This window comes from Geobacillus sp. JS12 (genome assembly GCF_001592395.1).
GTDB classification, from domain to species: Bacteria; Bacillota; Bacilli; order Bacillales; family Anoxybacillaceae; genus Geobacillus; species Geobacillus zalihae.
In genome coordinates, this window is record NZ_CP014749.1 from 1,095,510 (window position 1) to 1,120,049 (window position 24,540).

A 24,540-nucleotide genomic window follows, 5' to 3' on the forward strand; every position below is an offset into this window, starting at 1 on the left:
TTTTTGTTTTATGCCATATGGACAACAATGTTCTTGCTCCCTTTTTGCACACATATACATCATAAAGACAAGCGGATGACAAAAGAGGGGGGAGCGCCATGGCGCATTTTGGCTCGAAAGGATGGCTTGTTGCCGAGTTGAAAAAGGCAGGCATCGCCCGCCATCCAGTCGGACGGAAAAAAATTGAGACATACAAAGCAGCCGAGCTATATGGGTTGTACCGAAAATATGTGGAGAAAACGCGCTAGGCCGGATGAAACATCCGGCTTCTTTTTTGGACAACCTAAAGGGGAAAGGAGGGAGGCGCGCCTGATGGTTGACAAGAGCGGGGACGCGCTGGAAGCGATGAAGAAAAAACGGTTTACGGTAGCGGAAGGGGAAACGATCGTCGCCTGTTTAGCGCGAATGAAACAGGAAGGCTACCGCCCCATCCGCCGCATCGAGCAGCCAATTTTCCGCGAAGTGGAAACGAACGGCGAAACGATGGTTGAGCCGTGCGGGCGCATCATCGAATTTGAGGGGGTGCGCGATGAGCCGTAGCAACAGGTCGTTAGCACGGTTGCCCGCCGCCGCCAACGATTTGAGGCGTCGGCCATAGCGGCAAATGGCGAATGGGACGTTGCAGCCGGTTGTCCGGGTCGCTACAATAAAGAAGGGGAAAAATATAAAGAGAAGGAGATGACGCCATGATTCATCACACATGGGCGACCCGGCCGACGATCAAAAAAGTAAAGTGCGTTCACACGAACGCGGAAAAGTACATGGTCAGCAATGTGTTGACGCCGGGCAAAGTATATGAAGTGAAAAGCGAAACGGACGAGTTTTATTTTGTCATCGACAACAGCGGAAAAGTCGGCGGGTTTTACAAAGATTATTTTGAGGAAGTCAAGTGATCGCGCCAATAGCCAAGAAAAAACGGATGTCCGAAACAGGGCATCCGTTTTTTCGATCAGCCGGCGGCGCTTTGTTCCGCCGTCGGCGGCCGCACCCGGCTTGCCGGCAGCGTGATCGTCAACGTCGTCCCTTTTTGTACGGCGCTTTCGATCGTCCACGTTCCTCCCATTTGTTCGATGATTTTAACGGCGACCATCGCACCAAGCCCAGTGCCTTTTTCTTTTGTGCTGAAGTATGGCTCGCCGAAGCGGCGCACTTGTTCTTTCGTCATGCCAACGCCGTTGTCGGAAATGGTGATGATGACTGATGCCACCCGGTTCTCGGCTGCAACATGGAGCGTGCCGCCGTTTGGCATCGCCTCAATGCTGTTTTTCAACAAGTTGAGAAAACACTGTTGGAAATATTGTACGTTTCCGATGACGACACCATGTTCGAGGGAAGAGGATACATGGATCGAATGCATATGCGCCATTGGCGTAATCATTTGCAGCACTTTCTGAAGCTCGACGGCGACATCAATCGGCTCGGTCTCTTTTGGCGCCGGTTTGGCAAACGTCAAATAGTCGCGGATGATGGCTTCCGCCCGCTCGAGCTCCTCTAAGGCGATGCGAATGTACCGCTCTTCGGTTTCGCGCGGCAGCCGACCAGTTTGCAGCAGCTGGATGAATCCTTTGACGACGGTGAGCGGGTTGCGGATTTCATGGGAAATGCTGGCCGCCATTTGGCTGACGATCTCCATTTTTTCCATCTTCATCAGCTCTGCCTGAGCGAGCTGCGCCTCATGAAGCGTCTCCATCAAATAGACAGCGAACATCATGACGAACGGCGGCAACAAAATGAAGTAGACAACATACGGTTTTGTTACCGGAAAATGGGCGATGAGAATGGCCACAAATGTCACCACCACCGCCAGCAAAAACGTCAGCCACAGCGCAGTCAGCAGCTTGCCGGACCGGGGCAGTTTCCGAAACAGCGGGGCGGCGGCGGCCGCTGCCGCGAACATAATGGCATAGACGACCACTGTAAGTGGCTGAAAACCGTACAATATGGTGCGCGCACCCATCAAGAAAACAAACAGCACCGCCCCAACTGCGCCGCCGCCATACAATGTTCCAAGCAAAAACGGAATTTGCCGGAAATCATGGACGCACAGCGGATCCATGTAAATCGGAAATTTCATGCACAAAACGGCTGCCAACGCCAAACAAACCCCAAGCAGCGCCCGGCCATAGAGCGGGCGCTGCCGGATCGCTCGACTATGGTCATAAATAAAGGAAAAGGCAAAGATCGTGACCAAAATATAAAATAAGTTGTTCAAGACGTGCTGGTTAATGTATAAACCGGCCATACGAAAAATCTCCTAACTGAATAGACATCATCACCTTTCATTATAGCGGAAAGAGATTGAAAGAAAAATATGCATTGGCTATGTCCGGTCTTTCAGCAGCCAAACCGCCAAGGCGCCAAGGAGCGGCAGCGAGCGTAAACGAAGCCGCCGTCGAGCGCAAAATCGGAAAGAGCGCCGGGATGACCGCCTGCATCGCATCGTTCCAAAAGTGGCCGAGGCTGATGCGAACAAAATCGGGTAGACGGTCATTCTTGCGGCGCTCGTTCGCTCTGTATGGGTGTTCATTGTTCTCCGCCGTTCAAATATCTAATATTCCTAATTATACTTGATCTTATTGTATTTTCAATCACCGGCCCGGTAATTCAACTTTTCTTTTCCGGATGCCCCGATCGCGAGCTTGACGTTCACGGACAGCGTGTTGTTGCCGAGCGGGATGAGGCCATTGGACTGATGTTGTTTCCAAATATCCGGACGCTGGCGATACAGTTGCTCCGCTAGATTCAATATATCGATCTGTTGCTCTTTCCCAAGTTTATATAAGCGGTGGATTTCTTGTTTCACCGTTTGTTCCGCCAGTTTGGTCAGTTGTTTTCGTGAGAGCGGTTCACGCAGTTCGATGATGGCGCCTTGCGCCTGCACTTGGACAGTAAACGCAGGCTCTCCACTCTTCACTTTGATCGACCATTTCGTTTTCGGGTCCCGGACGACAAGAGAGGCGACCGTTTTCCCTTTTTGTTTGACATAAATCGGGGTGCGGCGAATGTCGTGTTCGAGCCAGCGAAGTCCCTCTAGATCGGAACGGCGGACACATTGCTGCAGGCTGTAATGGTGGACAAAACACACGCCGGAAACAGCGAGCATCGGTTTCGGCTTTTTATTTTCGATCCAGCGCCGGCGGTCGAGCGTTAAATACGGAAGCCTTGCCGTATCGGCTTTTTCATCCATATCGACAATCAGCCGGCTGAGCCGGATCGGGCGGATGAACGAACTTTGTTGAAAGATTTCTTCCGGGTTGGACAACAGCGAATAATAGGAGGAAGCGTTTAACAGCGGCGTCGCTTCAAACAGCTCGGAAAGCGGCTCATCGGTGGCGTACACCCATGCTGTATGGCGAATTTCGTTGTAACGGTTCAGCACATCGATCACATCGGTCACGATGCCTTTTTGCAAGGCCCGTTTGGTAAAGACAATGCTTTTTACATGGCCCCATGACACCCTTTGTTGAATGGAAGGGTAGATTTTGTCGGTCGCGATATTAAACGTTTCGCCAGCGGCTTTGCCGATGGAAACGGCCGCTTTCTCTTTGCCGCCTCCGGCCTCGACTTTGGCGAGGGCGGTGAAACCAACCAGCTGGACGTAGGCGATCACTTGGCCATCTTTATAATCCACCCCAATGGCATGAATATACACAATATGATCGATGTTGCGCGTATCCCAACAGCCGCTGAGCAAGATGACGGAAGCGATGATGGGAAAGAGCCGCTTCCTCATTTTTGTTCCCTCTCTTTCGCAATGAGATCGTTGGGACGCACAATGCGGTCGCGCGTGCGGAACTGCTTCCATGTGCTCGGGATAAATACTTTCCCGATATCTTTGGACGGCGGCGCCAGCGGCGTGAGATACGGAACGCCGCAGGTGCGCAAGTTGACCGCATAAGTCAAGATGAAAAACAGCGACAGAATGAAGCCAAACAGGCCAAGAACGGTGGAGGCCGTCAGGACAATAAAGCGCAGCAAGGTGACACTGCCCGCCATGTTTTGATTGACGAGCGTGAATGTCGAGATGACGGAAATGGCGGCAATGACGAGTGTGGCCGGGGCGGCGAGTCCGGCGTTGATCGCCGCCTGGCCGATGATTAAGCCGCCGACAACCGACAGCGTCTGCCCGATGGCGATTGGCAGCCGCATCCCGGCTTCCTTAAACACCTCAAACAAAATCATCATCACAAACATCTCGAGCGGCACCGGAAGCGGCACTCCTTGGCGCGACAAAATGAGCGTCGCCAGCAAGGTGAACGGAAGCTGGTCCGGATGGAACGAAGTCAAGGCGACCCAGGCGCCCGGCAAATAAATGGCGACCGAAGTGCCGACGAGCCGGAGCAGGCGCTGAAATACGACAAACAAGAAAAACGTGTTGTTGTCTTCCGACGTGTTCAGCAAAAAGGTTAAATTGCCCGGTCCGATCAAGGCGGTCGGCGCCCCGTCGACCAAGATGATAAAACGGCCGTTGAGGAGCGAATTGACGGCAAAATCGGGCCGCCCGGTATAACCGAACATCGGGAACAAAGAAAACCGGGTGTCGGACAACCACTCTTCAATTTGGTTGGTGCTTGTCACCGAGTCGATGTACAAACTGAGCAGACGGCTTCTCACCTCATCGATGATGGCCGTGTTGGCAATATCATCGACATAGAGGAGCCCCACTTTTGTCTGGCTGCGCGTGCCGATGACAAACGGTTCATAGACGAGCCGGTGCGAGCGCAGCCGCTTGCGGATGAGCGCGACGTTTTTGCTGATTTCTTCAATAAATCCATCTTTGGGTCCGCGGATCGATACTTCCGTGTTCGGCTCTTCCGGGTCGCGGTTTGGCGGGCTGGCGAGCGGCATCGTGTACAAGACATCGGCTTCATGGAAATAAATGAGCAAATCGCCGCTAAACAGCCTGAAGTTGAGATCATCGATCCGCACTTCTTTTCCCATATACTCAAGCGCCGCCGGTTTGCGGGCCTCGATGTCAGCAGCCGTAAAGCACGGATGCTGTTCGCACAGTTCACGGAACATCGGATAGACGGCTTTTTGCAGCATTTGTGCATCGCACAATTCCTCGCAATAGATAAACAACAAGTGCACGACAGCCGTCGAGCCGTCAGGCAAAGAGGATGGAATCGCGGCTTCCGTCATGATGACGTCAGGGCATTTGGCGTACATCGTGCGCAACGCCTCTTCGGAGATGATGACGGTCTCGAGACCTGTGTAATCGTCTTTCAACCGCTTGCCTTCGGCGGCGCGCATCGGTCGTTTCATCCTGCCATCCCTCTTTTCTTTTTGCGATATGCCAACAAAGCGAAACCACTTAACACAACGGACAGCGCAAGACTAAACAGCAGCGATGCCGGCAGCACCCCATGTTTGACAACATGCAAAAACTGTTCATCGCTGATTGGTGCGAGCGCCGCCAATGTGATCGCCAAGTAAAGAACAATGAGCACCCAGCGCCGGGTTTGCGGGTGGCGGATCGGGTACAGCTCCACAATGAGCGCCGTCGACAAGGAGATGCGGATAAAGGCTCCTGATATCCATTGGTAGATCGACATAAAGTCGACATGTTCAATGTACGTCCCTAAGCTGACCATCCGCCATTGCTCAAACGCCGGATAGCGGAGGCGCGTCGCCTGCTCGGGGCCAAATTCGGTGATGGCGCCAATCGTCGGCCCGATGCTCAACCCGGCGGTGAAGACGGCGATCGCGGCAAGCGCCTTCCATGAAAACGGGCGGGGCAAGCGATGGGAAAGAAACAAAAGAATGATCACTTCCGCATATCCGGCCCCTGCGTACATCATGCCGCGCCACACAGGCCCCATGCCGTGCTCAAGCATCGGTTTGAGCAGCGAATAATCTTTATGCGGTGTGGTCGAGAGCATCACGAAAAAGCCAAACACAATCACGAACGGGCAAATAATCATCGCTGTGTTGGCAATGGAATCGATGCCTCGATACGTATTATAAAAACAAGCCATCACAATAAAGAGAATGAGCGCCCACCTCGGCGTCGCCGTCAAATAAGAGGTGGTGGTGAACGTGACCGTATCGTTTAACGTGACAAAACTATGAAGAAGCAAAAAAGCGCTGCTGACACCGGCCACCGCATAAGCAGCCGCGCTCGAAAACCGGCTTTTCAGCCAGTCAAACAGCCGCTTGCCGTTCAGCTGCTTGGCGATGAAATAAAGAAGCGGCAGCCAAACGAGCAAACCTGCCAACGCTCCCAAGGCGGCGATCCACGCATCGCGGTGGGCGGCCTCAAGCATAAAGGGGATGATGATGACATGATTCATCAGCCCGACCGACAGCATGACCATAAATAACAGTTGCAGAGCGCTAAGCGGCTGTCCGTTCATCATGAATCCCTTTCTTTCCATGCAATCTCTAGAAGGCTGGTGATTTAGTGAAAAATCGCGGAAAACGGAATCTCTTCTCAAATTGAGAAGTCCTGTAAAATCAACGCTTCTCTTTCAGCCGAAAGCAACGGGTTCGGCGAAATCGGTCGTTTTTCACCAGCCCTCTAGAACGATAGTGTTTCCAGTCTAGGGGAATTTATCCGCGCAAACGGCAAAACAACAGCGAAACTTCTCAGGCGGCAGGGGCACAATACAGGGAAGAAAGGGCGAACATCAACGGCATGCAAGGGGGAAGCAGCATGAAGTGGCTTCATTTGACGATCGAATTGGTTGTCGGCTTTATTTTGTTGTTTGCTGTCGTAAAAATCGCCGGCAAAAAGCTCATCAGCCAACTAAGCCCGTTTACGTTTATCTCGGCCATCGTGCTTGGCGAGCTGCTTGGCAATGCCCTGTATGACGACCATATCCATCTTTGGTATATCATCTACTCCATCACCCTTTGGGGAGCGATGCTGATGACGGTGGAATATGCGAGCCAAAAATGGCTTTCCTTCCGTTTATGGAGCGAGGGGAAGCCGACGGCGCTCATTCGGAACGGGGTCATTGATTACGAAGCCTTGAAAAAAAGCCGCTTGACGCTCAATCAGCTGCAAAGCTTGCTCCGCAAACATGAAACCTTTTCGATCCGCGAAGTGGCGTTTTGTTTTTTGGAGGCGGACGGGGAAATCAGCGTCCTCAAAAAAGCCCATTATCAAAAAACGACGCGTGAAGATTTCCAGCTGCCGCCCCACCCGGTGTATGTCCCGGTGACGCTGATCCGCGATGGCCAGCTGTTGGCAGACGAATTAGCGGAGCTTGGGAAAACGGAGCAATGGCTGGCCGCCAAACTGCAAAAACAAGGAATTGCCTCGACAAAAGACGTGTTGATCGCCGAATGGCTCGAAGGAGATGGGCTGTTTGTTCAGACATATCAGCCCGCCGAGCGGCAACGGCTAACGCGGCGGCAAACGGCGCCGGAATGAGATGCAGAAAGAATCCGGGAATGGATTCTTTCTTTATTTTGGAAAAAACTCTTGCCTTTCTTCTGTTTTATGTGTAATATTGGTTATAGTACGGTTGTGACAATGAGAGGAGGAGGGGAGATGTTTGAGCTCGATTTGCGAAGCCGTCAGCCGATTTACGAGCAGCTGATTGACAAAATGAAAGAAATGATCGTTCGCGAACTATGGCAGCCGCACGATCAGCTGCCATCGGTCAGGACGATGGCGAAACAGCTGATGGTCAACCCAAACACGATTCAAAAAGCGTACCGCGAACTGGAGCGCGACGGCTGGATTTATTCGATTCCGGGGAAAGGCAGTTTCGTCGCCCCGCGTTCAAAAGAACCAAACATCGAGGCGATCGCCGCGGTCCGTGAGCAGTTTGTCCGCCTTGTCAAGGAAGCGCGGTTTTTAGGGGTGACAAATGAGCAGTTATGGCAATGGATTCGAGAAGGGGAAGAAAGAGGGGAGAATCGTGATTCAACTTGTGGACGTGACGAAAACGTTTGATCGGTTTGCCGCCGTCAAGGGCGCGAACATGATGGTGCCAAAAGGAGCGATTTACGGGCTGCTCGGCCCGAACGGCGCCGGAAAAACGACGCTGCTCAAGATGATGGCCGGCATTCTCCGCCAAGATCGCGGAACGATTGCAGTGGACGGGGAGGATGTGTGGGAAAATGTCCGCATCAAGCAACGCCTTTTGTTTATGCCGGACTTTGTCTACTTTTTTCCGCACGCGACGATTCGCCAAATGGCGGATTTTTACGAGCAACTGTACCCGTCGTTCAGCCGCGGGCGGTTTATGGAATTGCAGTCCGTCTTTGCGCTTGATCCGAACAAAAAGATTCAGCAGTTTTCCAAAGGCATGCAGCGCCAAGCGGCGTTTTGGCTCGCCTTTTCCGTCCAGCCGGATGTGCTCATTATGGATGAGCCGCTTGATGGGCTCGATGCCTTCGTCCGCCGTCATGTGAAGCAGCTGCTCATAGAAGAAGTGGCCGAACGGGAGATGACGGTCGTCATTTCGTCGCACAATTTGCGCGAGCTCGAAGATTTATGCGACATCGTCGGATTGATGGCGCAAGGGACCGTACGGATGGAGCGCGATTTAAACGAGCTGCGCGCCGGGATGCATAAAATTCAAGTCGCGTTTCGCGGCGGATTTCCGAGCGAGTTGGCCGAACGGCTTGACATCGTGCATCGCGAGGAGCGCGGCAGCATCGTTCTTCTTGTCGTCCGCGGCGAGAAACGATCCATCGAAGAGACGGTGAGTTCGTTTGCTCCGCTCATTCTGGACGTCTTGCCGCTGTCGCTTGAGGAAATTTTCGTGTATGAAATGGGGGTGCCGCTCATGTCCGCGAAACGGTTGTCGGCTAACCGCGCGATGTGGACGCAAAACGTGCGCCAAATCGGCTGGATTGCGATCATCCATCTGCTGTTATGGCTGGCGGCGATCGTATTGCCGATTGGGCTTTCGTACTCGCAATATGATCCAAAAGTCGGAAATGTGCCGCAATGGAAGAACGTATACGATATATCCAACGGGTTCGAGACGCTGATTGCTTGGCTTGTCCCGATCTTGGCGGCGGCCGGAGTGGTTCGCTATATGCATGAGAAACGGTCGGCTGATTTCATCCATAGCTTGCCCATCCGCCGCACCGAACTGCTTGTTGGGCAAGTGCTATTTGGCTGGATGCTTTTGATTGTGCCGCTTGCCGTGACCGCGTTGGCCGCCATTGGCTGCCTGTATGGGCTTGATCTCCCGTGGCCGATTGGGGCGGCGGATGTGGGACGATGGCTTGGCGAGACGCTTGTCGTAGAGACGATGATTTTTGCGCTAGGTGTCATGGTCGGCGTGCTCGTCGGCCAATCGATCGTTCATATTGTGTTAACGAATATTGCTCTCTTTTTTCCGACAGGCATCATGGTGCTGCTGTTTAGCAACTTGCCGTTATGGTTGTATGGATTTCCGGATGGGTACTATTTATCGGGAAATCTGATGGATTGGGCGCTGCCGATTCGTTATGCGATGCTGACGGATCAAGCGATGAGTGCGGGAGAAATCGGGATGTTGTTGCTGTTGTCGCTTCTATTTTTCAGTTTGTCCATTTGGCTGTACGAGCGGCGGCCGACGGAAGCGGCCGGACAGGCGCTCGCCTTTTCAGTGCTTCGCCCACTGTTTGTGTATGGAGTGGCGTTTTGCATGTGCCTGACTGGCGGGTTCTACTTTGGACAAGTCCAACGGCAGTGGGGATGGATCATCTTTGGGTATGTTGCGTTTTCGCTTATCGGGTATGCCGTTGCGCAAATGGTCGTGATGAAAACATGGCGTGTTTTTCATAAATGGAAAGGGTATATCGCCTTTGCCGCTGTGATGTCGGTCTTATTTTTGACTGTGCGCCTTGATCCGGTTGGATATGTGAGACATGTTCCGAATTTGTCCGATATTGAGAAAGTCTATTTCGGCCAGTCGGTGATGAATTGGCAAAATCCTAACTTGATGGAAAGAGAGTTTGAAGCATTCGATCAGTTTTTGCGCACGAAGGACAACATCAAAGCTGTCAGGGCGCTTCATGAGCAGCTCGTGCGCGATCAGCCGCTCCCGTCACGTTTTGGCAACGTCCGGCCGATTGTGATCGGGTATGTGCTCAAAGACGGCACGCGCCTCCTCCGCCGCTACGAAGTGCCGATTGAACCGTACATGCTGTATTTTCAGCGCATCATGGGGTCAAACGAATATAAGCAGCAATATTATTTGCTCCTTCGCCCGAGCGGCTATGCGCCGATCCGTCAGGTGACGATCCGAAATGTGGAAACTGGGCGGGCAGAGGTTGTGCTTGCCGAGCCGAAGGAGATCGAGTCGTTTCTCGAGGCGTTGAAACAAGACTTATGGCAGAAGCCGGTTGAAAGTTTGTTGGGCGGACAAGTATGGAACGGGGAGATCGAGTTTTTGCAAAGCGATGGGGATCAGTTCAGCCTTCCGATCGACCAATACAGCTCCCATGTACGGAAATGGTTGGAAGATCGGCATGTATGGGAGAAAATCCAAAAATAAACGGACGCAACGGGCAGACGGCGAGCTGCCCGTTTTCGTTTAAGAGGACACCTTTTTCCGCCGCCAAAGCCATGCGGCGAGCAGATCGAGCATCCACAAAAGAAGGAACAAAAATAAAATGAACAGCTCCGGCGTCTCCATGACGCGGAACGGATTGAGGATGTTATGAAGCGATTGAGGCAGCGTCATCCCCATTAACAGATCCATTCCGACGGCGGTTGTGACCAGAAGCAAGAGAAAGGTGAAAGAGGCAAAAATAATTTTCAACGTAAGACACCTGCCGCTTTTGAGGTTAGTGTTTGCCAATAAGAAGGAAACGATACGCTGTCGTATACACTTTTGGCCGCTTGTCTATAATGGATGATGTGGAACGATGTGGAGTGAGGAGGAAAGGGGCATGCTGTTTCAATGGGGGATGCGCCGGCAGCAAGGACGAATGGACGACAGCGTGCAGCAGGAAGGGCCGGACCATAGCGGCGAGGCGTCGGATGTCCCGCAAGAGCCGCTTTCTGCTGAACTGGCCGTCAATATTGACATCATTCGCCAAAAGACTGGAGAGAGCAACGATGTCATCATCCGCCGTTTTGCGTTGGGTCAGGAATGGCAAATAAAGGCGGCGATCATTTTTATCGACGGACTTGTTGATGAGAAAAACGTGTACGATTTTGTGCTGACGCCGCTGCTTCAAGCGTCGTTTCCGCTGGCACTTGAGGAAAAAGAGCGGTTTCAATGGATCGAGAAAAAGCTTACCGCGGTCGGGGGCGTGAAACATATTTCGGACTGGGGGAAGCTCTTTTTTGAGCTGTTTTCTGGAGCAACGGTCATACTCATCGACAGGGTGCCGTTTGCCGTAAGTGCAAGCACCAAAGGCGGCCAATATCGTGCAGTAGAGGAGCCGCAGACGCAAATCGCCATACGCGGTCCGCGCGAGGGGTTTACAGAGTCGTTGCGCACGAACACCGCGATGATCCGCCGTCGTATTAGGAATCCGAATCTTTGGCTTGAGACGATGCAAATCGGCACGGTGACGCAGACGGATGTTGCGATCATGTACATTAAGGGGATTGTCAATGATGAAATTGTGAAGGAAGTTAGGGAGCGCTTGCGCCGCATTGACATTGATAGCGTGCTTGAGTCTGGTTATATCGAGCAGTTGATCGAAGACCAGACGTTCACGACTTTCCCGACAACCTATCATACAGAACGGCCGGATATTGTCGCCGCCAATTTGCTTGAGGGGCGGGTAGCTGTGTTCGTCGAAGGAACACCGTTTGTTTTATTGGCGCCGGCGGTGTTCATTCAATTTTTTCAAGCGGTGGAAGATTATTATGCTCGCTTTGACATCGCCACCGCTCTTCGCTTTTTGCGCGTGTTGATTTTCTTTATTTCTCTTATTGCTCCGGCCATTTATATCGCAGCGACAACGTTTCACCAGGAAATGATCCCGACCCAGCTCGTCATCGCTATAGCCGCCCAGCGTGAGGCGGTGCCGTTTCCGGGATTCGTCGAAGCGCTCGTCATGGAAGTGACGTTTGAAATTTTGCGCGAAGCCGGCGTCCGCCTGCCGCGCGCCGTCGGCCAGGCGGTGTCGATCGTCGGCGCCTTGGTCATCGGCCAGGCGGCGGTCGAAGCAGGATTTGTATCGTCGGCGATGGTCATCGTCGTTTCCATTACCGCCATTGCCAGTTTTGCGACTCCATCGTTTGCCATTGCCATCTCCGCGCGGCTCATCCGCTTTGGGTTGATGTTTTTAGCGGCGATGTTTGGCTTTTATGGCATTATGATGGGGATTTTGGTGATGATTCTTCACTTGTGCAGCTTGCGCTCATTCGGCGTGCCATACATGTCGCCGCTCGCCCCGTTTACCCCATCGAACATGGGCGATACGTTGTTCCGCGCCCCAACGTGGATGTTCCGCGAGCGGCCGCGCCTCATCAACCAGAAAAACATCGTCCGACAGTCGGGCGAGCAAAAGCCGGAGCCGCCGGCGCCGTCGCGCCAAGAGAAAGGGGATGGGGCATGAAGAGGGGGATCGCCATCTTTGTTCTTCTTGTCGTCTGCACCGGGATGCTGGCTGGGTGTTGGAGCAAAAAAGAATTGACCGATTTGGCATTTATCGTGGCGATCGGCTTGGATAAGACAAAAGAAGGGAAATATTTGGTGACGTTTCAGGTTGTCAATCCTGGCAACGTCGCCGGCGCAACGCAGCGCGGCGGCGGGGCGGCGGGCGTGCCGATGTCGATTTATACTTCAACCGGCGATACGTTGATTGAAGCGAGCCGAAAAGCATCGGAAAAGCTGTCGCGCCTTCCTTATTATTCCCACACCAATTTAATTGTTATTGGTGAAAAAGTGGCGCGAGAAGGATTGAGAGGAGTGCTCGATGCTGTTGAACGAGGCAACCAGCTTCGGACGACAGCCCGCTTGGTCATTGCACGCGGATATTCGGCGAAAGATGTGTTGACGGTGTTGACGCCGATTGACAAGATCACTGCCAATCAAATTATTAAAACGCTTGAGATTTCTGCGATGAACTGGGGAGAAAATGTGAAGGCTGATATTTGGGGAGTGATTCATTGCTTGACTGTCTCAGGACGAAATTTAGTAATCAGTGGGGTTACAATTGAAGGAAATGTGAAGCGCGGAAAGCGGCAAACAAATGTTCAATCATCCGTGCCGGATGCCCGCATTAAATTGGAAGGACTCGCATTATTTAAAAATGACCGTCTCGTTGATTGGGTGGACGGCCCGCCGTCAAGAGGTGTGCTTTGGCTGCTTGATTGTATTCGACAAACTAATCTGACCGTTTCATGGAAAGGAAAGAAAGAAGCAATCAATTACCAGGTTGTGCGAGCAAAAACGGATGTCAAGGCGAAGGTAAAAGACGGTCGGCCGGTGATTTCCGTTCATATTCAGGCTGAAGGGACGTGATTGAAACTCGCGTACCCATTGATTTAAGTAATGCCAGCATGTTGTTCCAGCTGGAGAAAGAAATCAAGAAAAATCTAAAACAAGAAGTGGAAGAAGCGATCCAAACAGCCCAACGCGACAAAACGGATGTTTTCGGATTTGGCGAGGCTGTTCATCGCGCTGCTCCATATCTGTGGAAAAAAATTGGAAGTAAATGGCATGATCGTTATTTTCCTGAGCTTGACGTCATTGTAACCACTGATATGTATATTCGCCGCACAGGATTGCGCAATAAACCGTATGCGCCGAGAGGATAAATCGTTGTTATGGGAAAGAGGGGGCGCAAAAGATAAAGGCGGTGAAATTCAGTTGGAACGCACAAAAATCAATGCACGCCAAATGTTCGTTTTAATTGTATTGTTCGAACACGGCAGCGCCATCGTGATTCCGCTCGGTGTGAGCGCTAGGCAAGATGTATGGATCGCCATTTTGCTTGGGCTCGTGTTTGGGGTGCTTTTATTTTCGGTGTATAGCTGCTTGTTTCGTTTTTATCCGGATAAGCCCCTGATCGTTTATATGCAGGACATTCTGGGGGCGCCTCTTGGAAAATTTTTAGGAACTATCTATGCAACATATTTTTTGTATATCGCCGCCCGTGTGCTGCGCGATTTTGGCGAGCTGTTGCTCACGTTTGCCTACCCGGAAACGCCGTTGTTTGTCTTAAACGCCATTATGGCGTTGGTTGTCATGTACGGCGCCTATAAAGGGTTGGAAGTGTTGGCGCGCACCGGCGAGCTGTTTTTGACGCTGCTTTATGTGTTGGCGCTGTCGGGGTTTGTGCTCGTGCTTGTTTCCGGGATCGTCGATATGTCTCAGCTGCAACCGGTATTGGAAGAAGGATGGAACCGAGTGTGGAAAACAGTGTCCACGGAAACGTTGTATGTGCCGTTTGGTGAGATGATCGTGTTTACGATGTTGTTTCCATATATGAACAACCCCGCGAAAGTAAGCCGGGTGGCCATCGCTGGCATGGTGCTCACTGGGGTGAACTTGGCGATCATTGCGGCGATCAATGTGGCCGTTCTCGGCCCGGATGTTGCGTCTCGTTCGTCGTTCCCGTTGCTTGATACGATTCGCCGCATACAAGTCGCCCACTTTTTTGAGCGACTTGATGTGTTGTTTATGATAGCGCTCATTATAGGCGGTTTTTTTAAAATCTCCATCTTTTTTTATGCTGGGGTCGTCGGGGCGGCCCACCTGTTTGGCATCTCGAGATACCAGCGGATTGTTTATCCGCTCGGGCTGCTTGTGCTGCTTTTGTCTGTCGCCATCGCCAGCAACTATGCAGAGCACATTTACGAGGGATTGAAGATCGTCACCTTTTACTTGCACATCCCGCTGCAAATCATCATTCCGGTGCTCTTGCTTGTGATTGCGGCGATTCGCCGGCGGTTTGGGTCATCAACAAAATAAGAAAAACGGACTAGAAGATTTATGCGGCAGCAAGCAGGAAAAACCGCAAAAAAACACGAATACAACAATAACCTGTTCCTGTGAGGAACAATGGGGCGAAAAGTGGTGCTGAACATGCAACCCGAAGGCGGGGTGGAAACAACCCGGCGCCGACGCGCGTTTTTGTTTCGGGAAGCCGGTGTCAGCTGAAAGCGATTGATTTTGATTATAACGAAAAAGGGTTGAACGATGGTGAAGGCGAATGTACAGGCGATCGATCAGCTAGATGCGGAACAGTTGGGCAGCGGCATGGTGATTACCGACCGTCAACTTTCGATTGTTGCGGTCAGCGAGCCGACGCCAAGATGGCTCGGATTTGCCAAAAACGAATTAGTCGGGCGGCCGGTCGGCGTTCTGTTTTCAGCCGAATGGTCGGCCGCGTTGTTGGACGGCATCGCCGAGGCGGTAAAAAAGGACGGATGTTGGCAAGGAGAAGCGCGCCATATGGCGAAAAGCGGGAAAATCTATACGAGCTGGATGAACGTCTATAGGTTATCAGGCAGCGAGGGAGAATGGCTCGTTTGGCATTTTGTTGAACAAACCGCTATGCCTCCAGCTGATCGACCGACGCCGTCTGAGTTGCTCGGTGTCATTTACGATTCCGCCCCGTTTGCGGTTGTTCCGGTGGCGGCGGACGGAACCGTGCAAGATTGGGGCTTAGTGCAGAGCGGCTGTTTGGGCGCCGAAAAGAAGAGGCGGTCGGCCGCCCGATATGGTCGCTCTTTCGTTGCGGCAGCCAAACATGGCTTCCGTTTCCTCCCAAAGAGCAGCGATGCGGCGAAGGGATGGTGCAGCGCCGGGACGGCACGTCCGCCAATGTCGCCTATACGGTCATTCCCGTGCTTCAGGCGGGCGGATATATCGTCCTTGTCGAAGACGAGACGAAGCAAAAGCAAAAAGAGGCTGAGCGGCGGCGCCAAGTCGAGCTGGCCAAAAAAATTCAGCACAATTTGCTGACGCCGCTCATTCAAAACGAGGCGGTGACGATGGATGCCGTCTATATTCCATCCGATGATTTGTCAGGCGATATTTACGCTTGCTATCAAATCGACCTGTACCGCTACGGGGTGATCGTCATCGACGTGATGGGCCACGGCATTTCGTCGGCCTTGGTGAGCATGTTGCTCCGCTCGCTTTTGCGCGGGTTGATCGTGCGCGTCATTGACCCGGTCTCGGTGGCGAGCGAGCTGGAAAAGCATGTGCAAACGTTGTTTCCTGATGAGGCCAACAACATCCGCCACCTGTTTTCCATGATTTATTTAGTGATTGACACGAAAGAGCGAAAAATTGAATATACCAACGCCGGCCATCCGGCTGGGCTGCTCGTGTTTGACGATGGAAGCGTCCATGAGTTGGACAAAGGCGGTTTGGCGATCGGCAGCCCGTTTTCCTTGCCGTTTGAAAAAGGGGTGATTCATTACGACAAGCGGGCCCGCCTCCTTTTGTATACAGACGGCATTTTAGAGGAGATCGATCCGTCGATTTTGCAAAGCATTGAAAAAATTCGCTCATGCACGCAAATGTGCCGCCATTTGCCGGATAAACGCTTCCTTGAACGTTTAATCAGCCAAGGTCCGCCGCTCGTCAGCCCTTCCGACGACATTTGCTTATTGTCCATCACGGTTCATGGATAGGCGGGACGCTTTGTGGTGTGTGAATGGATCGTGCGCTGCCGGGCGGACGAGGAAGCGGTTTTGGTTTGCCATCTCCTTGCAGAGCAGGCTGCTTCGTTGTTTGCGGTCCGTGATGCGGAATTGTTTGTGTTGGCGGTGCATGAAGCGGTCGTCAATGCCGTTAAAGCTGTTCAACGGGCGGGGATGGAGGCGGGGACGATTTCGCTCTCCTTTTTCGTCACAAGCGCTGATGTGGCCGTGGCGGTTGAGGATGAGGGCGGCGGCGTTCCGGCGGACGTGATCGAGCAGCTCGATCACATGACGCTCTCTGATGTATTGCTCGCCGAATCGGGACGAGGGCTCTTGCTCATCCGTGAAATTATGGATGACGTCACGTGGGTTGAGCGGAAGGGCGGCCGTCGGATGCTTGTCATGAAAATGAGTCGGAATGCAACATAACTGGCTTTGGTGCCATGATGCACCCATGTGATCGGAACGAATGCGGGTGGTGGCCGAGGGCAGGGCATGGCTGGTCACGATAGGGGGATACAATGAAACAGCATCGGTTGTCGTTTGAATTGGAAATGGTTGTAGAACGCGCATACGAATGCATCAAGCTAACTGGACGGCTCGCCTATGATACGCAGCTCGCGGCGGAACAAAAGCTGGCGACGGCGGTGGCTGCTGTCAAGCGCTGCCTTGTCGTTGTCGACGTGAGCGGCCTTCGATTTTTGGACAGTACTGGATTAGCGCTCCTTGTCCGCTTTTTTAAGCAAATCGTCAGCGAAAGCCGCGCCATGGCCATCGTCGTCCGGGATAACGCCGCTATCGAAAAGATTTTGCTGATGGCCAAGCTCGACCGGCTGTTGCCGATCGTTGGCGATGAACAACAGCTGTTGTCCCTTGCACCGCCAAGCTCTTTCGACCATATGAGCCAGGAGGCGCTTCATTCGGCATGGCGTCAGCGTTCGTCGTAGACATGGCTCTCATGCCGAATCAACGGGAAGATTTCACATTTCGCTGGCCCAAAAGCGTGTCGTCTATTTTTCCGACTGCTGAAGGCAAGCCACAGGCTTGCCTTCGTCGCGCCAAGGTATGACGGAAGACGGAATAACCCCCTGCTTCCCAGACCCATGCATGGGTCTGGAAGCGGTGTTGTTCAGTCCCCGCCAGTCAGGCGTCTCGATCGAAACGACTGAACAGACCAGTTGTTCCCCTATTGCCGCCGATGGCCCCGAGCGATGAGACATTTGTTCGGGGGTTTTTGTTCCTTTGGGCCGGGAGCATCTCCGCTTCTGCCCATGCATTCTCATTGTCAAATAAATATTTCGGGTTTAGAATAAAATTATACACAACGATGAACGGCGGCTGGGCCCCGCGGTTGGAATGGAGAGGAGAGTGGCGCAGACATGGGGCGGGTGCTGATCTATTTGCGGCCATACTGGAAGTGGATGGCGTTAGCTTGGTTGTTTATGTTGACCGAGCTCATCATCGAGCTTTGGCAGCCGCTGTTGATGGGGAAAATCATCGACGATGGTGTCATGAAACAGGATGTTGCGGCCATTTTCACGTGGGGAGCAGTGATGCTCGGGGCGTCGCTGTTGGCGTTTGCCTCAGGCATCGCCAACTCATTTGCCGCTGCCTACGTCGGTCAAGAGTACGGATTTGCGCTGCGGACGGCGCTGTTTGCCAAAATCCAATCGTTTTCGCTTGCGCGCATCGAGCAGTTGTCGCCGGCCTCGCTCGTCACCCGGATGACGAACGATGTGACCCAAGTGCAAAACATGTTGTTTATGAGTTTGCGCATCGCCTTGCGTGCACCGCTTCTCGTCGTTTTCGGCGTCGCGATGGCGTTTGTCGTTCATGCGCGCCTGGCGCTCGTTTTGGCGGTGGCCGTTCCTCTGTCCGCCGCTTTTTTATTGTGGGTTGTACAAAAGGCGGCGGCGTCCTTTTCCGCCGTCCAACGAGCGCTTGACCGCGTCAACGGCGTGATGCGCGAAAATTTGGCCGGCATGCGCCTCATCAAAGCGTGGATGAGAAAAGAATACGAAGAAGAGCGATTTGCGGCGGCGAACGATGCGCTCATGGAGCGGACCATGAGCGTGCTTCGCCTCGTGGAGACGATCACGCCGGTGTTGTTGATGGTGATGAACACCGCCATCGTCGCCGTTCTCCTTTTTGGCCGCCACCATATCGAGGCCGGGACGGCGAGCGCTGGGCAAGTCGTCGCCATCGTCAACTACGCGACGCGGGCGACGGCGGCGTTGTCGATGTTTACATTTATTACGATGGCGTTTTCACGGGCGCGCGCCTCGGCCGCCCGCCTCGCTGAACTGTTTGAGGTGCCGGAAGAGCGAAGCGGGGAGCACAGAGCCGATGGACCGATCGTCCAGGGCGGGGAAATTCGCTTTGAGCACGTTTCGTTCCGCTATCCAGACAGCGAACTTGACGCACTTTCTGACGTATCGTTTGTCATCCGCGCCCAAGAAACGGCGGCGATTTTAGGGGCGACCGGCTCCGGCAAATCGACGCTTCTTCAGCTCATCCCCGGCTGTATGAACCAAGAGCCGGGCGAGTGTTGATCGACGGCATCGACGTGCGCGAGTTTTCCGCCGAACAGCTGCGGACGGCGGTGCGCTTTGTCCCGCAGGAAGTGCTGCTGTTTTCAGGAACGGTCGCGGACAATCTCCGCTTTGCCAACATCACTGCGTCGATGGAAGAACTTGTGCAGGCGGCTCGCGATGCGCAAATTCATGAAACCATCACTCGGTTTCCGGATGGATACGACGCACGGATCGGTCAAAAGGGCGTCAATTTATCAGGCGGGCAAAAGCAGCGGCTGTCGATCGCCCGCGCTTTGGTTGGGCAACCGCGCATTTTGCTTTTGGATGACAGCACAAGCGCGCTCGATGCAGAGACGGAAGCAAAGCTGCTCGCAGCGTTGCGGCGGTATGCGTGCACGACGGTGATGGTGACGCAAAAGGTGAGCACAGCGATGGCGGCGGATACCATTTTGCTTTTGGAAGACGGCCGCCTGATCGCGCAAGGAAGCCATGAACAACTGCTGGCGACAAGCGAACTGTATCGACGCATCGTCGCCACGCAGGAAGGAAAGAAGGGATCGGTGGATGTCACTACGGCATAGCCCGCACGGAGCGCGTGTTGGCGCAAGTGCGCAACGGGCGAAAAACAGCGTCGGCACTTTGCGGCGGCTTTGGGCATTTATCGCTCCGCAAAAGCGAAAGCTGTTTGCAGCCATGGCCATGGTGATGGCCAGCTCGGCGCTGGCGCTTGCTGGGCCGTATGTCGTCGGCCGGGCGGTCGATGGGTACATTGTGGAGCGGAAGACGGACGGGTTTATGGCGACGCTCGTTTTGCTTCTTGCCATTTATATGGCCCTTGGCGCGGCGACGTTTTGGCAAAACTACTGGATGATCGATGTCGGCCAGCGGACGGTGCGCGGGATTCGCGAGCGGTTGTTTCGCCATTTTCATGAGCTGCCGATTTCGTTTTTTGACCGCCGCCAGCAAGGGGAGCTGATGAGCCGGATTACAAACGACATCGACAATATGAGCCAGACATTTAACAGCACCGTTGTCCAGGTCGTCTCGAGCACGTTGACGTTGATGGGCGCTATGGTGGTTATGCTTTCACAAAGCGTTGTGTTGACGATCGTAACGCTTGTTGTCGTGCCGCTGATGTATGTGGGCATGCGCTGGATTACAAACCGGACGCGGGTGCGTTTCCGTGAGCAGCAACGGGCGCTCGGTGAGATGAACGGCTTTATCGAAGAGGTCATTTCCGGACAGAAAGTCGTGAAGCTGTTTTCCCAAGAAGAGTGGATGGAGTCTGAATTGGCGCGCAAAAACGCCGAGCTGAAACAAGCCGGGTTTTGGGCGCAAACGTATTCCGGCTTCATCCCGAAGCTGATGAACTTTTTAAACAACGTAAGCTTCGCTCTCATCGCTGGCGTCGGCGGATGGCTGGCGGCCAAAGGAGCGATATCGGTCGGGACGATCGTCGTGTTTGTCGAATACGCCCGCCAGTTTACCCGCCCGCTCAACGATTTGGCCAACCAATGGAACACGTTGCTGTCGGCGTTGGCTGGCGCTGAACGGGTGTTGGAAATTTTGGATTTGCCGAAAGAAGAGAAAGACGAGCGGGAAGCGGTGGCTTTGGACCGTCTTGATGGACGCATTGAGTTTCGTCAAGTCGTCTTTTCTTACGACAAACAGCGCCCGGCGCTCGACGGCGTCACCTTTTCCATCGCCCCGGGGGAGACGGTCGCGCTTGTCGGTCCGACTGGAGCCGGCAAAACGACCGTATTGCAGCTGTTGACCCGCTTTTACGATCCGGATGAAGGCGTGATTTTGATCGACGGGCGCGACAGCCGGACGATCAAGCGAGCGAGTTTGCGCCGGCATATGGCATTTGTGCTTCAGGATACGTTTTTGTTCGCCGGAACGATCCGCGACAACATTCGTTACGGCCGGCTTGAGGCGACCGATGAAGAAGTCGAGGAGGCGGCGCGCCAGGCGAACGCCCACTCGTTTATTATGAAGCTGCCGAACGGCTATGACACCGTGCTGTCCCCCGGAGGCGGCGGAATCAGCCAAGGGCAGCGGCAGCTGTTGGCCATCGCTCGGGCGATGATCGCCGACCCGGCCATTTTGATTTTGGACGAAGCGACGAGCAACATCGATACGGTGACCGAAGTGCGCATTCAAGAAGCGCTCGCCCGGCTCATGAACGGGCGGACATGTTTTGTCATCGCCCATCGGTTGAACACGATTCAACATGCCGACCGCATCGTTGTGCTCAACGAAGGCAACGTGATCGAACAAGGAACGCATGAAGAGCTGTTGGAAGCAAAAGGATTTTACTTCCAATTGTATCAGCGCTATTGGTTGCGCAGTGTGCAGCAGGTATAACTGTATGGTGTTCACGTTTGCGGAGGATTTCAGATGAATGCGTGATCTCCTCCATACGAACTCAAGTGCTCAGGAAAGGAAGAGTGGATGAAAAAAACAATTAAACAAAAATATAAAGATATTTTGTTAGTCATTTCCGCCGCTTTGTGCTTTACGGCCGGGGCCGAGCGGTGAGGCGCTTTTGAAACGCTTCGCGCCAGCTTGCGGATAAGGCCGGATGGCTGGCGATTTGCTTCATGGCGGTGGTGTTGTCGCGCTCATGATAGTAAATGTAATTGATATACGCGATGGACAGCGCCCCTGCGCCCCGTTCGACGAGAACGAGCGGCGCGCCCGGCTCGACGACGCCTTCTTGCAAGACGCGGAAATAAAACCCGCTTTTTCCTGTCTGGCAGACGGCTTTCGGCAAATTGGGCAGCTGATGTTTGAACGCCAATTTGGAGCATGGCTGGCGCGGCTGCGACACTTGCACGAGCGCTGTGCCGGCGGCATACATGTCGCCAAGACATACATCTTCTTCCGTCAAACCGAGAAGCGTCCAGTTTTCGCCAAACGCCCCCGCCGTAAATGGGCGGCCGTATCGCTCTTCCCAATAGACGAAATGCTCGGACGGATAGGCGCAAATCGCTTTATCTTCTCCTCCGTGATGGACGAGGTCAGCTTGTCCATCTCCAACCAAGTTGAGCTTGCCGACAGCGACCGGCCCGGCGACCGGCGTTTTGTCAATGCCGGTCACTAGCCGCTCGCCATTTACCTCTATTGTTTTCGGCTTTCCGACATTAATCGAAACAATTTGCATTGGTTCACCCCCATACCGCCTCGGCGATGAGCCGGAAGCTTGCGAGTTTATCCTCAAAGTCGTATGTAATCGTCACGAGCATGATTTCCTCTGTTTCATACGCTTCACTCAGCCGGTACAGCTCGTCTTTGACGCGCGCCGGGCTGCCGACGATCATCCGCCGCCGGTTGTCTTCCACCCGTTTGCGCTCATACGGGCTGTATGGATACGCAGCCGCTTTTTCCGGGCTTGGCGTGCCGCTGACCGCCATCCCTTGCTCGATCATAAGAAGCGACAGATCAAGGCTGCCGGCGATCCAGTCCGCTTTTTCATCCGTTTCGGCGCAAATCGCAAACACTGCGACCATTCCGCGCGGCTCGGCCAAATACGGCGATGGAACAAACCGGTCGCGGTACAGCCGCATATAATGTTCGCCGCCTTCCCCGTTGATAAACTGGGCGAACACGTACGGTAGCCCTTTGTCGGCTGCCAGCTTCGCCGTTTCCGAACTGGAGCCGAGCAGCCATAGTTCCGGCGGGGACTGCACGATCGGCGTCGCCTTGACGCCATACAGCGGGTGAACCGGCGGCAAGGCGTCATACAAATAGCCGAGCAAGTCGTCAATTTGCTCCGGATAGCGGTCGACGGACCGTCGTCTGTCGCCTTGCAGCGCGATCGTCGCTCGCGGCATCCCCCGGGCGCCCGCCCGACGCCGAGGTCGACGCGGCCGGGGGCTAGACCCGCCAACACGCGGAAATTTTCCGCCACTTTATAGGCGCTGTAGTGCGGCAGCATCACTCCGCCTGAACCGATGCGAATGCGCGACGTTTTCGCCCCGATGTGTCCAAGCAGCACTTCTGGAGACGAGCCGGCTAGGCTGTTCGTATCGTGGTGTTCCGACACCCAAAAACGCTTGTAGCCGAGCTCTTCGACAAACTGGGCGAGCCGGACTGTGTTTTGAAGGGCTTCCTCCGCGGTCATGCCTTCGGCGATTGGCGATTGGTCAAGAACGCTGAGTTTCAGCGGCATGATGATTTCTCCCTCTCTCTCGAAATGTTGATGGATCAAGGATTTCTTTTCCTTGCGGTTGAACGCTCTCCCACCTACGCTAACGCGTAGAAGTGGGGGTCTTCTCGGCGCGAGATGGTCAAAATGGTTAGTTCTTATTATGGGATGTTTCGTTTCTTGTTGTCCATTGATTTGCTTCGGCCTCTAACCGCTGGCAACAAAAAATGTCCGCCGTTTCAACCGGCGGATGGCGGCAGACGCCGAAAGACAATGGAAGTCTTCTACAAATGGATCAAGTCTTTTGGTTCAGCGGCTTGGCGGTCGATTTTTTGGCTGCGCCCCCGCCCGGGAAAGAACGAGGAAAACAGTTGTTTGACGCTGTCAACGATAAAGGAGCATCGTTCATACAGCGCTTCTTTTAAGCTGTCGAGCTGGCGGGTCACTTTGTATTGCGCCGCCTCTTGCGCTTCAAGCCGCTCGATGACCGTCTGATGGAAGACATGTTGCAGTTCCAGTTGTTCCAAAACTTTTTGATGCAGCTTTTCTTGCCCTTCGAGGCGGGCGGCCATTCCTTCGGCGAGCTGTTCACGTTCAGCCGTCCGCTGCTCGAGCCGGCGCATCGTGTCGCTTTGCACGGTGAGTGCTTCGATGACGGCCTGCTGCGCCGCTTCTTCTTTGGCCAGCTGCTCTTCCCACCGCAATTGTCGCCTTTCCTCCCGCTCCTGCTGGGCGATGACCGACTGCTCGAGGCGTTCGAGCGTTCCGGCCAAGGCGGCTTGCCCCGCCTGTGCTCCCATAAGCAGCCGCTCGATGCGGGCGAGCGCTTCCGCCCACTGCCCGCTTTGCGCTTCCTGTTGCTTTTGCCCGGTTTCGGCCGCTTGCTGAAGCGAGGCAACCATGGCGGCCATTTCTTCGTAATAATGGGTTTGTGCTACTTGTCCAGCGGTCACCGTTTGTCCGAGCTCGGACAGCGCCTCGGCAAGCCGTCCGCTTTGCCGCGCCCAGCCGGCCGCAAGCGACTGTTCGAGGCGGGCGAACATGTCTGCCATTTGTTCGCGTTGTTCCGCTTGGTGCTTTTTCCCTTCTTCGATGGCGTCCTCAAGCTGGGCGAGTCGTTCCGCCAACTGATCGAACTGTTGTTTTTGCTGTTCGAGCATTTGTTGCGCGGCGGTGCGGCGATAATAAAACATCGGGTGGGATGCGGGCGGTGCGGCAGCTGGCCCGTACACGCGCGGGGTCATGTGTTTATTCATATAAATCACCGCGCAAAAGCCTCCTTTCCGTTCGTCTATGTGGCATCATATGCCGAGCTGTGCGGTTCGGTTTGGGCGGTTTATTTG

Annotated in this window: 18 protein-coding genes and 5 pseudogenes; 15 read left to right on the forward strand and 8 right to left on the reverse strand. The window is 53.9% G+C overall.

The genetic code is table 11. The features are described 5' to 3' along the window. The first annotated feature begins 98 nt into the window (after positions 1 to 98). From A0V43_RS18720 to A0V43_RS05385, 3 genes are all read left to right on the forward strand, one after another. Positions 99 to 248 carry a DUF2639 domain-containing protein gene (locus A0V43_RS18720; RefSeq protein WP_128577982.1) on the forward strand — a complete coding sequence of 50 codons (150 nt, stop codon included), beginning with the start codon at positions 99 to 101 and terminating at the stop codon, positions 246 to 248. A 64-nt stretch (positions 249 to 312) separates the two neighbouring features. Continuing rightward, positions 313 to 540 carry an NETI motif-containing protein gene (locus A0V43_RS05380; protein WP_063192571.1) on the forward strand — a complete coding sequence of 76 codons (228 nt, stop codon included), beginning with the start codon at positions 313 to 315 and terminating at the stop codon, positions 538 to 540. Positions 541 to 686: 146 nt separating this feature from the next. After that, positions 687 to 893 carry a DUF6501 family protein gene (locus A0V43_RS05385; protein ID WP_011231108.1) on the forward strand — a complete coding sequence of 69 codons (207 nt, stop codon included), beginning with the start codon at positions 687 to 689 and terminating at the stop codon, positions 891 to 893. A gap of 56 nt (positions 894 to 949) precedes the next feature. Here the strand turns inward: A0V43_RS05385 and A0V43_RS05390 are convergent, their stop codons facing one another. From A0V43_RS05390 to A0V43_RS05410, 4 genes are all read right to left on the reverse strand, one after another. Then, entirely contained in the window at positions 950 to 2,242 is a 1,293-nt protein-coding gene (locus A0V43_RS05390) for a sensor histidine kinase (protein ID WP_063192572.1), read from the reverse strand. Between the two features lie 342 nt (positions 2,243 to 2,584). Next, positions 2,585 to 3,733, reverse strand: a complete 1,149-nt coding sequence (locus tag A0V43_RS05400) for a Ger(x)C family spore germination protein (RefSeq protein WP_063192573.1) — start codon at positions 3,731 to 3,733, stop codon at positions 2,585 to 2,587. Then, entirely contained in the window at positions 3,730 to 5,265 is a 1,536-nt protein-coding gene (locus tag A0V43_RS05405) for a spore germination protein (protein WP_063192574.1), read from the reverse strand. The genes A0V43_RS05400 and A0V43_RS05405 overlap by 4 nt, the downstream gene beginning before the upstream one ends. After that, positions 5,262 to 6,356, reverse strand: a complete 1,095-nt coding sequence (locus A0V43_RS05410) for a GerAB/ArcD/ProY family transporter (RefSeq protein WP_063192575.1) — start codon at positions 6,354 to 6,356, stop codon at positions 5,262 to 5,264. The genes A0V43_RS05405 and A0V43_RS05410 overlap by 4 nt, the downstream gene beginning before the upstream one ends. Before the next feature lie 299 nt (positions 6,357 to 6,655). On the opposite strand from A0V43_RS05410, the gene A0V43_RS05415 reads away from it, so the two are divergent. From A0V43_RS05415 to A0V43_RS05430, 4 genes and pseudogenes are all read left to right on the forward strand, one after another. Then, entirely contained in the window at positions 6,656 to 7,378 is a 723-nt protein-coding gene (locus A0V43_RS05415; protein ID WP_063192576.1) for a DUF421 domain-containing protein, read from the forward strand. A 120-nt stretch (positions 7,379 to 7,498) separates the two neighbouring features. Next, positions 7,499 to 7,906, forward strand: coding sequence for a GntR family transcriptional regulator (locus tag A0V43_RS05420; protein ID WP_063192577.1), 408 nt, complete (start codon positions 7,499 to 7,501; stop codon positions 7,904 to 7,906). Next, positions 7,872 to 8,770: pseudogene (locus tag A0V43_RS05425) on the forward strand (ABC transporter ATP-binding protein). Before A0V43_RS05420 ends, A0V43_RS05425 begins: the two are co-directional and overlap by 35 nt. Further along, positions 8,745 to 10,448: an ABC transporter permease gene (locus A0V43_RS05430; protein ID WP_063193814.1), complete on the forward strand. Its 1,704-nt coding sequence runs from the start codon at positions 8,745 to 8,747 to the stop codon at positions 10,446 to 10,448. Before A0V43_RS05425 ends, A0V43_RS05430 begins: the two are co-directional and overlap by 26 nt. A gap of 39 nt (positions 10,449 to 10,487) precedes the next feature. On the opposite strand, the gene A0V43_RS19725 is transcribed toward A0V43_RS05430, so the two are convergent. Continuing rightward, positions 10,488 to 10,715, reverse strand: a complete 228-nt coding sequence (locus A0V43_RS19725; protein WP_063192578.1) for a YczF family membrane protein — start codon at positions 10,713 to 10,715, stop codon at positions 10,488 to 10,490. Positions 10,716 to 10,845: 130 nt separating this feature from the next. Between A0V43_RS19725 and A0V43_RS05440 the strand changes: the two genes are divergently transcribed. From A0V43_RS05440 to A0V43_RS05475, 8 genes and pseudogenes are all read left to right on the forward strand, one after another. Further along, positions 10,846 to 12,471: a spore germination protein gene (locus tag A0V43_RS05440; RefSeq protein WP_063192579.1), complete on the forward strand. Its 1,626-nt coding sequence runs from the start codon at positions 10,846 to 10,848 to the stop codon at positions 12,469 to 12,471. Next, a pseudogene (locus A0V43_RS05445) lies at positions 12,468 to 13,675 on the forward strand (Ger(x)C family spore germination protein). The gene A0V43_RS05440 and the pseudogene A0V43_RS05445 overlap by 4 nt, the downstream one beginning before the upstream one ends. A 52-nt stretch (positions 13,676 to 13,727) precedes the next feature. Continuing rightward, complete coding sequence (locus A0V43_RS05450) at positions 13,728 to 14,831, forward strand: GerAB/ArcD/ProY family transporter (protein ID WP_063193815.1); 1,104 nt, start codon at positions 13,728 to 13,730, stop codon at positions 14,829 to 14,831. A gap of 228 nt (positions 14,832 to 15,059) precedes the next feature. After that, positions 15,060 to 16,504: pseudogene (locus A0V43_RS20880) on the forward strand (SpoIIE family protein phosphatase). A gap of 12 nt (positions 16,505 to 16,516) precedes the next feature. Further along, a complete protein-coding gene (locus A0V43_RS05460; protein ID WP_020754855.1) occupies positions 16,517 to 16,942 on the forward strand; it encodes an ATP-binding protein in 426 nt (141 codons plus the stop codon). Positions 16,943 to 17,034: 92 nt separating this feature from the next. Continuing rightward, positions 17,035 to 17,460: an STAS domain-containing protein gene (locus A0V43_RS05465; protein ID WP_063192580.1), complete on the forward strand. Its 426-nt coding sequence runs from the start codon at positions 17,035 to 17,037 to the stop codon at positions 17,458 to 17,460. 432 nt (positions 17,461 to 17,892) lie between these two features. Next, positions 17,893 to 19,628, forward strand: a pseudogene (locus tag A0V43_RS05470) (ABC transporter ATP-binding protein). Next, positions 19,612 to 21,414 carry an ABC transporter ATP-binding protein gene (locus A0V43_RS05475; RefSeq protein WP_063192581.1) on the forward strand — a complete coding sequence of 601 codons (1,803 nt, stop codon included), beginning with the start codon at positions 19,612 to 19,614 and terminating at the stop codon, positions 21,412 to 21,414. Before A0V43_RS05470 ends, A0V43_RS05475 begins: the two are co-directional and overlap by 17 nt. A gap of 151 nt (positions 21,415 to 21,565) precedes the next feature. On the opposite strand, the gene A0V43_RS05480 is transcribed toward A0V43_RS05475, so the two are convergent. The 3 genes and pseudogenes from A0V43_RS05480 to A0V43_RS05490 form a co-directional block, all read right to left on the reverse strand. Then, positions 21,566 to 22,213: an MOSC domain-containing protein gene (locus A0V43_RS05480; RefSeq protein WP_063192582.1), complete on the reverse strand. Its 648-nt coding sequence runs from the start codon at positions 22,211 to 22,213 to the stop codon at positions 21,566 to 21,568. 76 nt (positions 22,214 to 22,289) lie between these two features. After that, positions 22,290 to 23,221, reverse strand: a pseudogene (locus tag A0V43_RS05485) (LLM class flavin-dependent oxidoreductase); the annotation flags it as partial. A 260-nt stretch (positions 23,222 to 23,481) separates the two neighbouring features. After that, positions 23,482 to 24,462 (reverse strand): coiled-coil domain-containing protein, encoded by a 981-nt coding sequence (locus A0V43_RS05490; protein ID WP_063192583.1) that lies wholly within the window; start codon positions 24,460 to 24,462, stop codon positions 23,482 to 23,484. Positions 24,463 to 24,540 lie beyond the last annotated feature (78 nt).